The organism is Natrinema sp. H-ect4, from assembly GCF_041894845.1.
Lineage (GTDB): Archaea > Halobacteriota > Halobacteria > Halobacteriales > Natrialbaceae > Natrinema.
On record NZ_JBHDYC010000012.1, the window covers coordinates 126,459 to 136,552 of the forward strand.

10 protein-coding genes, 1 tRNA gene and 1 pseudogene are annotated in these 10,094 nt (G+C 53.9%); 6 read left to right on the forward strand and 6 right to left on the reverse strand.

Going from position 1 to position 10,094, the window contains the following annotated elements; genetic code table 11:
* Window positions 1-126: 126 nt before the first annotated feature.
* From ftsZ to ACEWFR_RS16370, 3 genes are all read right to left on the reverse strand, one after another.
* A complete protein-coding gene (ftsZ, locus tag ACEWFR_RS16360) occupies window positions 127-1,317 on the reverse strand; it encodes a cell division protein FtsZ (protein WP_374062056.1) in 1,191 nt (396 codons plus the stop codon).
* Between the two features lie 2 nt (window positions 1,318-1,319).
* Window positions 1,320-1,499: a ribbon-helix-helix domain-containing protein gene (locus ACEWFR_RS16365; RefSeq protein WP_098725804.1), complete on the reverse strand. Its 180-nt coding sequence runs from the start codon at window positions 1,497-1,499 to the stop codon at window positions 1,320-1,322.
* Window positions 1,500-1,696: 197 nt separating this feature from the next.
* Window positions 1,697-2,338 (reverse strand): zinc ribbon domain-containing protein, encoded by a 642-nt coding sequence (locus ACEWFR_RS16370; RefSeq protein ID WP_374062057.1) that lies wholly within the window; start codon window positions 2,336-2,338, stop codon window positions 1,697-1,699.
* Between the two features lie 125 nt (window positions 2,339-2,463).
* Here ACEWFR_RS16370 and ACEWFR_RS16375 point away from each other — a divergent pair.
* The 5 genes and pseudogenes from ACEWFR_RS16375 (at window position 2,464) to ACEWFR_RS16395 (ending at window position 5,319) form a co-directional block, all read left to right on the forward strand.
* A tRNA-Tyr gene (locus tag ACEWFR_RS16375) sits at window positions 2,464-2,537 on the forward strand.
* Between the two features lie 284 nt (window positions 2,538-2,821).
* Window positions 2,822-3,276 (forward strand): annotated as a pseudogene (locus ACEWFR_RS16380) (DNA-binding protein); the annotation flags it as partial.
* Between the two features lie 574 nt (window positions 3,277-3,850).
* The gene (locus tag ACEWFR_RS16385; protein ID WP_374062058.1) at window positions 3,851-4,246 is read left to right on the forward strand and encodes a hypothetical protein; all 396 of its coding nucleotides are present in this window, start codon (window positions 3,851-3,853) and stop codon (window positions 4,244-4,246) included.
* 592 nt (window positions 4,247-4,838) lie between these two features.
* On the forward strand, window positions 4,839-5,036 hold the full coding sequence (locus ACEWFR_RS16390) for a hypothetical protein (RefSeq protein ID WP_374062059.1): 198 nt from the start codon (window positions 4,839-4,841) through the stop codon (window positions 5,034-5,036).
* On the forward strand, window positions 5,026-5,319 hold the full coding sequence (locus ACEWFR_RS16395; RefSeq protein WP_374062060.1) for a type II toxin-antitoxin system RelE/ParE family toxin: 294 nt from the start codon (window positions 5,026-5,028) through the stop codon (window positions 5,317-5,319). The genes ACEWFR_RS16390 and ACEWFR_RS16395 overlap by 11 nt, the downstream gene beginning before the upstream one ends.
* 326 nt (window positions 5,320-5,645) lie before the next feature.
* On the opposite strand, the gene ACEWFR_RS16400 is transcribed toward ACEWFR_RS16395, so the two are convergent.
* Entirely contained in the window at window positions 5,646-5,921 is a 276-nt protein-coding gene (locus tag ACEWFR_RS16400; protein ID WP_374062061.1) for a hypothetical protein, read from the reverse strand.
* Between the two features lie 873 nt (window positions 5,922-6,794).
* Window positions 6,795-7,688: a hypothetical protein gene (locus ACEWFR_RS16405; protein ID WP_374062062.1), complete on the reverse strand. Its 894-nt coding sequence runs from the start codon at window positions 7,686-7,688 to the stop codon at window positions 6,795-6,797.
* A 659-nt stretch (window positions 7,689-8,347) separates the two neighbouring features.
* Between ACEWFR_RS16405 and ACEWFR_RS16410 the strand changes: the two genes are divergently transcribed.
* Entirely contained in the window at window positions 8,348-9,418 is a 1,071-nt protein-coding gene (locus ACEWFR_RS16410) for a DUF4238 domain-containing protein (protein WP_374062063.1), read from the forward strand.
* A gap of 135 nt (window positions 9,419-9,553) precedes the next feature.
* Here the strand turns inward: ACEWFR_RS16410 and ACEWFR_RS16415 are convergent, their stop codons facing one another.
* Window positions 9,554-9,883: a hypothetical protein gene (locus ACEWFR_RS16415; RefSeq protein WP_374062064.1), complete on the reverse strand. Its 330-nt coding sequence runs from the start codon at window positions 9,881-9,883 to the stop codon at window positions 9,554-9,556.
* Window positions 9,884-10,094 lie beyond the last annotated feature (211 nt).

Genomic DNA, 10,094 nt, shown 5'->3' on the forward strand with positions numbered 1-10,094 from the left:
GCGCGTTTAGCGCGTTTACATCGCGTTTTCGTCGAATTCCCGTTCAGTAACTCGCTGCTCAGTCGTCGGTGGTCGAAAAAGATCGTTTCGGAAAGCGAGACGAGCTGACGGTTCGGGTGAGTGCCGTTAGCGGATCACGTCGACGCCGTTCTGTCGGTCGACGGTTTCGCGGCCGCCGTCGCTCTGCGCGCCGTATTCTTTGCCCGTCTTTTCGACGTTGTTGCTCGCGTCGAAGTCGGCATCGTTCAGGCCCTCAATGCTCTGTCGAGATTTGTCAGCCTGCTTCTGGGTGGTCGGTCCGAGCACCTGTGCGCTCTGGACGCCGGTCATGATCGCCATGACGCGAACCTTGCCCTTGTAGCTCTCCTGAATTCGGGCGCCCCAGATGACGTTTGCGCTGGCCTCGAGGCGCTCGGTGATGTTGTCCGCGATTCCCTCGGCCTCTTTCAGCGTGAGGTCCGGGCCGCCAGTGATGTGGACGAGCCCACCGGACGCGCCACGGTAGTCGACGTCCAGTAGCGGGTGGTTCATCGCGTCCTTGACGACCTCGTCGGTCTTGTTCTTGTCCTGGGTCTCGCCGACGAGCATCACCGCGACGCCGCCCTGGTTCATGATCGTGGACATGTCCGCGTAGTCCAGGTTGATCAGCGAGGGCTGGGTGATCGTCTCCGAGATACCCTTGACGGTTTCGGCGATGATCTGATCCATCACCGAGAACGCCTTGCCGATCGGCAGGTTCGGGACGTAATCGAGCAGTCGGTTGTTGTCGAGGACGATGATCGAATCAGCCTGTTCGCGTAGCTTCTCGAGGCCTTCCTCGGCTTTCACCGTGCGGGCGCGCTCGACGTTAAACGGCGTCGAGACCATCCCGACGACGATCGCACCCTGCTCTTTGGCGATTTTCGAGACGACGGGGGCGGCACCCGTGCCGGTGCCACCGCCCATCCCCGCGGTCACGAACACGAGGTCCGCATCGCCGAGGACCTCCTTGATCGTTCCCTGGGCCATCTCGGTCGCGCGCTCGCCCATCGAGGGGTCGCCGCCGGCGCCGAGCCCGTTCGTGAGCGATTTGCCCACGAGGATCTTCGTGTCGGCCTCGATCATCTTGAGGTGCTGTTTGTCCGTGTTGATCGCCACGGTGTCAGCACCGTCGACGCCGATGTTGTACAGTCGGTTGATGGTGTTGTTACCGGCACCGCCCGCACCGACGATGACGATTCGGGGCTCCCCGAATTCGTCGTCATCGTCCATCGAGGCGTCCATCTCCCGGGCTTCTTCCTCCGCGTTCTCCAAGGCGTCCTGGACGATATCCTGCATCGTTACACCTTGGCCCAGTTGCGTTTGCCGGATTGGTCTGTGGGGCCGTCCCCTTGTTCATTTATCATCTCACGGACGGCCGACCGAATCGCTTCGCTCCGGTTCGGGAATTCGCCCGAGTCGACTAATTGCTCTACTTCATCGATCTGCTGTTTCGGGATTCGCAGTGTCACACGCTCCATGGTTGTATTCCCCGTTTGGGGTAAGACGGTGGCGCGCCCCTGTCAGACGCGGCGTGTCTTACGTTTGAACCGCCCGTCATCGGGCGATTTCCCGTCTTTTCGACGAGTGTAAGACAATCCGTCTTACGCGAATAACCCGATGTTCGGCATATACAATAAAGCTTTCGTCGACAGTGACTATCTTCGTCTTACACCGGTCAGAACTGCGTACTGTCGGACTCGAGGACATCCGCCGCGGGCGTCCGACGACCGCAGCTGGGACAGAACGACCAGTCGGATCGTACCTCGTCGCCACACTCACAGAACAATCGTCGGGAGGCCTTCTCCCCACAGTTGGGGCAGTACATGTGGTCGCCGTCGATTCGGTCACCACACTGGTTGCACTGCCGTCCGCTCTCTCGTCCGTCGGGGGACTGCGTCTCCGCGCGTTCGCGAGCCCCCGCTGCCTCTCCGTCGTTCGGAGTCGGATCGCGTGCACCAGTCTGGCGCTGTCCGCTCGACTGCGAGTTCCGTTCGCTCGCCTGGACCGCCGCCCCCTCGAGCGAGATGGAGACGTTGACGTCCTGTGGGTCGGGCGACGGCGTCGGATCGCGTGCGCGAGAGTCCGCGCGATCGATGCCGAGTTCCCGGAGTCGATCGTCCACACGCGTGCGAATCAGTTCGTCGATCACGTCCGTCCGTACCCGGTCCGATTCCGAGCGGTCCTCACCGCCCGCAGCCTCGTCGCTCCCCTCGAGGTACGATCTGAGCGCCTCTCGCATCGCTTCGCTCTTGGAGGCGTCGAGTTCCTCGAGTTGCTCGACGAGGTCATCGTCCGCGCGGAACGTGATCTTGCTCATGGCCGAAGTACCTCTGTGTTATCACCCCTCCTATATCAATCATTCTGCCGTTCAGCCTCAGTTACACGTTTGTCCAGTCTCGAATAATAACCCTTATGTGTACCACGGCGGCTACGTTTGGGTGCCCGCCCTTAGCTCAGACTGGTAGAGCAGTCGACTGTAGATCGACTTGCCCCCCGTTCAAATCGGGGAGGGCGGACTTTTACGACGACCAACACCGCGAGCGGAGCGAGCGGACTGGTCGTCGGAAAAGGAGACCGCGACACGATTTTGAACATGGAAGTCGCACGCCCACGCAGCCGAGCGAAGCGAGGCGAGTCGGAACGTCTTCCATCTGTTCAAATCGGGGAGGGCGGAGTCGAACTGGATAACGACGTTTTCATCGTTTAGAGGGGTCTACTGACGGTTTCACTTTCTCGAGACCGGGACCCAAATCCGGTGTGGAACTTGTTTCCAGTGCCGGGTATACGCCTGCGGGCAGATTTCGTAGTCGGCCAGCTGAAGGACCCGGACGCAGTTTCGATAGATTACCCGAAAGTGGTGGTGTTGGTCAACAAGTCGATGAACGAGGATGAGGCATGGGCGTGGGCCGATCACCACACGGTCACCGAACAGATTGAGGAGACGCTGTTGAACGCGCTCCACTGGGAAAATATCCCGCTCGGTCCCGATAGCAATACGTTTACATCGCTGACAATCACTTCGATGCGGTCGCTCGAGTTCGACGAGAACAGCGAGCCTCGTCGGATGCGAATCGATACAATTTCTCCCGGCTGAAGGTCGACGGCTTTGAGAACGTCGCGACGATCGCAAGCGAGGCCCTCGAGAAGTGGTCGAAGTTGGGGAACGATCCGACCACGCTCCGCGGTGCCGAGCTGACCTGGAAGACTCTAGGCGGCACTGAAACTCGATTCGTCGGCGCTGTCGCTGATCGCTGAATCGACCCAGATAATGGCAACACTGTCGTTTCATCTATTTTCTGACGATTTTCTTGACTAACACCGCTGCGTATGAAACCTAGGTTGTAGTCGGTCCCTCGAGGGCTGGGTCGGCACCGCGATCGCACCCCAACCCTGCGGGGCCGTTTCGCGCTTTGCGCAAAAGCCCGCTTGGCGGGTGTCGCCAAGGCGACAGCGCCAAAAAATCACAGCGACCCACCTCTACCTCCATACGCAAATCTTCAGTTGATCCATGGGAAACAGAGGCTATCGCAGCAATTGATTAGTCTAGCCTCTCAGTCCAAGTGAGGATTTATTTGGTTGCAGTTTTCCATTCTTTGACAGAGATGGTCCTGGTTCTTCTTTATTAGAGTGGTTAGCCGAGTGGTCACAGACAATCAGTGCGATCGGATCTGTGTTCCTCAGTTTAGCACTAGTATACCTGTATTACCAGCAAAAGAACATCTCTAAGGAGCAAGCGTCTATCCAAAGACGACAAGAGAGACTACTCGAGAAAGGCCATCGTCCTGTTATTGTGATTAGTTGTGAATTGAACTCTAACATCCCTAAATTGGTGATACAAAACAGTGGTGGCGGCACTGCTGTTGATGTATTTGCGGAGATAGCAGTTGAGAACGAAATACGGACATGGGCTTGCCCAGTAATGTCATCCGGCGAATCTGCTACACTCCCGCTATTGAAATCTCAAAAACCGAATAAGACATATTCATACACGGAAGAAGTATTCGACAGAATAAACCATTCTACTAAAATGAAAGTTACACTTTCATGCGAGAATACCCTCCATGAGAAAGAAAAGTTCGTTAAAGAGTTCTCCATTAAAGAACGGATCGAAAAACTCCAAGACACAGAGGATGCTACCACCAGATCTGAATTAGACTCAATCGATGACTCTCTAATCAACATTGATAGGAACCTTGGACGTATAAAATCGGAATTGAAACGGTGAGAATTGATCAGTAGATGACTCTATCAAACATCCTCGATTTCTTCACACCATCGCGCGATGACATATATACTCCGCTACTTGCCTCACATCTCGTGAATAGTTGCTCGAGCATGCTAGCGAAATCGTCGCCACCGACGAGTACGATGACCCGCCGGTGAGCGTGGTCATCGACGCCGCACTCACGAACCGCCACTGAGAGTCAATACACACCTGATCGCACGACTGCTGTGCGATCAGTGTGTGACTCGTTTCAGTTGTTACCATAGTAGAGTCGAAGCAGAACATCGACAATGCCCGTGGTGAGGTCGACCTAGAGACGATCAAGACGGTAGTAAATACCTAGGTGGTCGGATTGAGATATCGGACCTCAGTCGATAGCAGGTACCGCTTTTCCTGCTTCAAGGTTCTCATAGGCGAAGCATTTACGTTGTAAGAGTTGTAAGGATTGCACACGAACTCTGAATAATGACGTACGGGTGGCGCTGGCCGCCAAAAAAGGTGTTCGTCCCTCTCCCCGAATAACAGGTTCACTGGATAATGGGTTCACGCCTGCTAAAACGGGGAAGAATTCAATGAAAAAGTCTTTAACGCCATGTCGAACGCAAACAAGCGAATTCCAGTCACGGAAGAACGATGGAAGGAATTGAACGAACTGAAAGAAGCGGGCGAAACGTACGACGACCTACTTGCAGGGTTGATACAAGAACATCAACGGTACGAACTAGCCGAGCGGACACGCGAGGTTCGCGATGCCGACAGCGAGGAGTTGACATCGCTTGATGAGTTATGACGTTCTGCTCGCGGACGAAGCTCGCGAGTATGTTGCTGTCCTTGACCAGAAAAGCACTCGAATCGTGAAAGAAAATCTACGGAAGCTGGAAGACGATCCGTATCCCCGACCCGGATCCGGCTCCGGTGACAAAGAGAAGATCGTGGTCGATGGAGAAGAGGTCTATCGGCTACACATCGGCCGGACGCATACCGCGTTTTACACCATCCTTGATCACACGGAAGAAGTCCGCGTGATCGAGGTTTTGGACATTGACGACGCACACAAACGGTACGGTTTTTAGCTAACTATCGTAGACGCTTCATTCCAGCCTGTACTTGCTTCGTTACGTCCGAATTTCCTCATCTGACGCTACTCAACCTCGTCCGTTTCCAGTTCACCCTCAAGAGAGCCCCCGGCCCCGGTCCGTACTCTGATATCAATCAGCCCCAATTTTATAACGAGATCATGGTCTGTGAACCGGATATCTGGGAGATCGTGCCCGCCGATGCGGTACGCCGACGGTGAGGACACCGTCGAGTCGGGAGCGAACGCAGTCGCGTCGCGGTCCTCGCCGATTTTCTTTCAGTTGGGTTCTCGAGCGGTATCCGATCTGCGTTCGACGGCAACTCACTCGTCGATGAGCTGGTTCGCGCGGACGATGACATAGAGCAGGACGAGTCCGGTGCCGATTGCGAGAATGAACTGGCTCGCGAGCATGTACAGAAAGCCGAGTCCGGACGTCAACCCGAAGAGGCCGCCAAAGACGGCCCGAAAGAGGAGCGGGACGAGAGCGACCAACACGATGGCCCCGATGAGTCTCGTCAGGGGGATCGCTTCTTCGATGAGCGGATCAGTATCGAGTTCTCCGGTATCGGGATCGAAGAACGGTCTGGAGGGCGGCATCTGCTAGAGATGACTGTCTCGTAATAATATATTTTTCGACCGATAGTATCCGAGAGAGCCGCCCGTACTGATGGCGCTTCCGGCGGGCAGTCGTGTGACTCGCGCGCAGCGATTGAGTTCGTCTTACGGACTTCAACTGAGAGCCGACTCGACCGTCGCCTCTGTCGTTTACACAGAGATTCCGAGTATTTCGTTTCTCACTCGGTCGCGTGACCCGCGCGGTTTCGAGAGCACCGCCAGGACTGTCCGGGGAGATTGTAACGTCTCGAGTCGCTGCTCCTCACGACAGCGGTGGTCCGCGTGCTCGTCGCGAACGCCGCCGGACGCCGCGTTCGATCCGAACTCGAGTCAGTCCATCGATCCGGCCTAGTGACATTGTGGGTGAGCTGACGGTTTGGCAGTGTGCTCGAGTGGCTGTCGGAGCCGCCGGCCGGGTCGCTCTACTGGGGTAGTGAGTGCTCGAGGACATCAAGGCCGGGAGTGACGTGCCAAGATTTCTGGCCGGTGGGGATATTGACCCAGACGACAGGCCATTCGTCGTGTCAGTACTAGCCGGCGGTGTTCGGCCCCCAGGTGAGCCACGTGAAAGATCGGCCAGTTCGGGTGTCACGGACCGATACAGAGACTTGGGAAATTGCCGTTATTGGTCCAGATGAGAATCCCGCTTCAAACAGATGAATCACAGTCGGTCTCACTTGCTCACAGAAAGCAGGGGTATGTTGAGAAGTTTTATTTCTACCAGTCCCGTAAGCATTCACAGCAACCATGACCCTACAAGAAGCTGTTCGCGATGTCAGTGAACAGTACGATATCCCGGATAACGAGCGTCTCCGGGAGCTGGCGCGATCGAACGCGCACCTCCGCGACTAATTCTTATTCCGCTTCAGAGCTACCGTTTTCGGTGCGCAGGAAGTCGATAAATCCAGCTTTGGATAGTGCCGGCTCCTGAACGAGGTTTGCTTCCTCACCTCGAATGGCCAGTTCCTCCACGAATTCGATGCAGTGTGCTTCGTGCAATTCGGCGTATTTCTCCCAGGCTTCGTAGTAGTACATATCGAGGTCGTAGTCCTCGAGTGGGATCTCGATTCCATGCTTTCGGTGGACGATCTCACACCCGTTCTGTTTCAACGTGAGGAAGTACAGGTTGTGTCGCCGAACGGTCAGCAGCCGCTTTGATTCGACGATATAGGGATCGACCCACTCACGCCATTCGTACTCTTCGGTGTGTGTTTTTGGCGTTTTAAAATCGGCCCCTGCCGCCTCGAGATAGGTCTGTGCCATCGTGATCCCCGTTCGGTGATTCGCGTTCGGAAGCGAGTGTCTCAGGATCAGATTCGACATCAGACTTCCAGCAACGTCCGTCGCCGACCCGTCCCACGAAACGTGATCGACCGCTTCGGGGACTCGTTCGATCTCGAGGTTCTTGTAAATCGCAAGTTCACTCCCGTTTTCCTGTTCTTCCTGTTGCATCTCGACGAAGAACTGGAGTAACCAGATAGCGATGACTCGGCTCGTCGGGTCCATCGGCTCTACGTCTTCCTTCAACTGAGCGGGGCTGATTTCCCGATCGAGGTCGTCGGTCGTTCCCGACACACCCGGCGTATAGAGTACACGCACGTCTCCGCCCGAGAGCGAGTAGTCCATCACCTTGACATCGTCCGTTGGATCGCGGAGTCTGTCCTCGAACGCATTCGGGTCCGTACTGACATCCTCGAGCGAATAGGTGATATCATCCGGATGGTGTTGATGGACGACTCGAGTCGGCATCTGATTGAGTAATCACTACGAGGAGAGACGGATATATCCGTTGTCCTTAGCATTCCGTGGTGTCCGCAAACGCACTCCTCGAAAACAGCATGTGGATAATGCATAAATAGTTGGAAGCTGTAACAAATCACGTCGAGCGATATCAGGAGAGCCGTTCTGGCTGGTGAACGCAACCGATGCCAAGAGGGGTTCAATTCCCCACCGAGGACCTTCCAAAAGGAAACGGACCTTGCATCGGTTGAAGGTAGTCTGTCAGAATATCTCGAAGGAAATGTTGAAAGCGTATTTCACTGAACTCCTGGTGTCGCACAGTCTCGAAATCATCGGCCTAACATCCTCCATTATGGGTGTAATCCCCGGCGGGCTCTTGATGCTCGCTGTGGTAGTCCTCGGAGTGGTTCTGTGGTCCGTCAGTTGATGAGTGACAACCAGCCACTGAGACTAAACCTGTGTCCGCGAACCAACTCTTCGCGGACCTTTGAGTCCAGTTCGGACTCTACTCCCGTACTGATGTCCCGATTCCTCACGGTCTGTAGAGACAAATATGAGAATCAAGGACAATGATTGTTGGGCCGATGGTATTAATTTACCCATCTTCATATGACAGTATCAGGTGACAAAGCAATAGTTATTTGACTACATAGTGTCCAGTTTCTTACGTGCCTCCGAAGAAGTCCCAACACTACGTCCCTCGCCACTATCTTGCCTTCTTCAATAACGGGGATCGAACCGGACATCTTCCGATTTACCACCTCGAGAGTGGTAGTGAATTCGAAGAGCGTATTGCGAACCTCTGTACACGGAACTACTTCTACGAGGAAGGACGCAACCTCGAGGATAAGTTTACTAAAGTCGAGAACGAATACTTACCCGTTCTTCAGAAAATACGGGAAACTAAATCCATTGATAACCTCTCTAAAAGTGATCTCCAGAATCTTGGTGGATTCCTTCTCTTTCAACATGCACGAACCCGTGGAATGCGGATCGCTCTTGAAGAAATTATTCGAGAATTCGGTGAACGAGTTGCAAAGGGAGAACTCGAACAGGATATGCCCGATGAGTCGCTCAAATTAATACGATCGGATCCAAGCCAATTCAGCCAAAAATTACACTTGCGAAAGCTCTTTGATGCATTTTCTCAAAGCCTACTACTCAAAGGACTCGATTTGTTGTTATTGAAAAATGAGTCCTCGTCGGAATTCATTGGAGGTGATCACCCGATTGTCCTTGACAATCCATATTTTCGGGATAAGCCGGACTATGCGATTAGTCAATGGGAGAGTCCTGGACTGCAGGTCTTTTGCCCACTCGGTCCCGATCTATTACTAATCCTATACGACCCAGAGTGCTATAACCCCCGAAGAGAAGGAAACCGGATCACTGTAACTGATTCGGCTGTCGTTGAACGAATCAACGATTTGCAACTAATTCACTGTCTCGATCTAGTGTACTACAGTAATCCTGGCCGACTCGAACATCTACAAGAAAGGCAAGAAGCACTATCTGAGTATATCAGCCACCCAACGCACTACTTTGATGAATTCAACGGTGATGACCTCTTCGGCAGCGATGAAGAGGCATTGGAGATGCCCTGCAATTATATATCCGAGTACTGTCCGCGGTTGCCGTTTTTTCGCTTCCGTACTGGAGTCGACTTCAGACCAAGTCGTCATCTCGAGGCACCGTTTGTTCGGAGTTCGAGCCTATTGATGTGGGATTCGATGACCTAACCACATTCAGGCCAGGGTAGTTACTGAAGGAATGAACATCGCAGAGCAGTATCGATTGATGCGAGCTCCAGGAAGATAGACCATAGTCACTGTCCGAGAATCACAGTAGAATCGGACAGGAGATCGTGAACTCCATTAGACTGGCGCAGTCGCGTAATGAGCGATGAAACTAATGAAAAAGTAGAGAAAAGCAGCCCCGAGGACACCTGCCCGAATTGAATCTCGGGCACCCTTAACCAGTCCCACGGAAGCCACAAGTGCCGCACCAATATCAATAGCTAATGCAAGTTTCGAGGTCGGGGCAATTGTCATAATTCCTGCATAGAAATATCGAGTCACCTTCTCAGCGTTCTGAACTGTATTTGGGTCAGAATTAATAGAGAAATCAAATGTAGAAAGCCAGAGAGCAGTAAAAAGAAGCAAAGCGAGTGATGCTCCCGTTTTCACTGTTTCTTCTGCGTCCATGTGAATTGTTGACTGTCGATTAGTATGAATGTGTCGTCGAGTGTGAATTCTGTGTCCGAGAAATCGGAGAAAAACCGGACAAGAAGTCGTGAAACTGCGTTCAGTACAGGGTCGTCAGTCCGCTCGCTCGTTCCGTTTGCTCGAGGTGAATGACACTGCTCCGCCTGTATTGGTCACAGGGGAACTCAAGTGGGTCCGAATTACTCGGAAA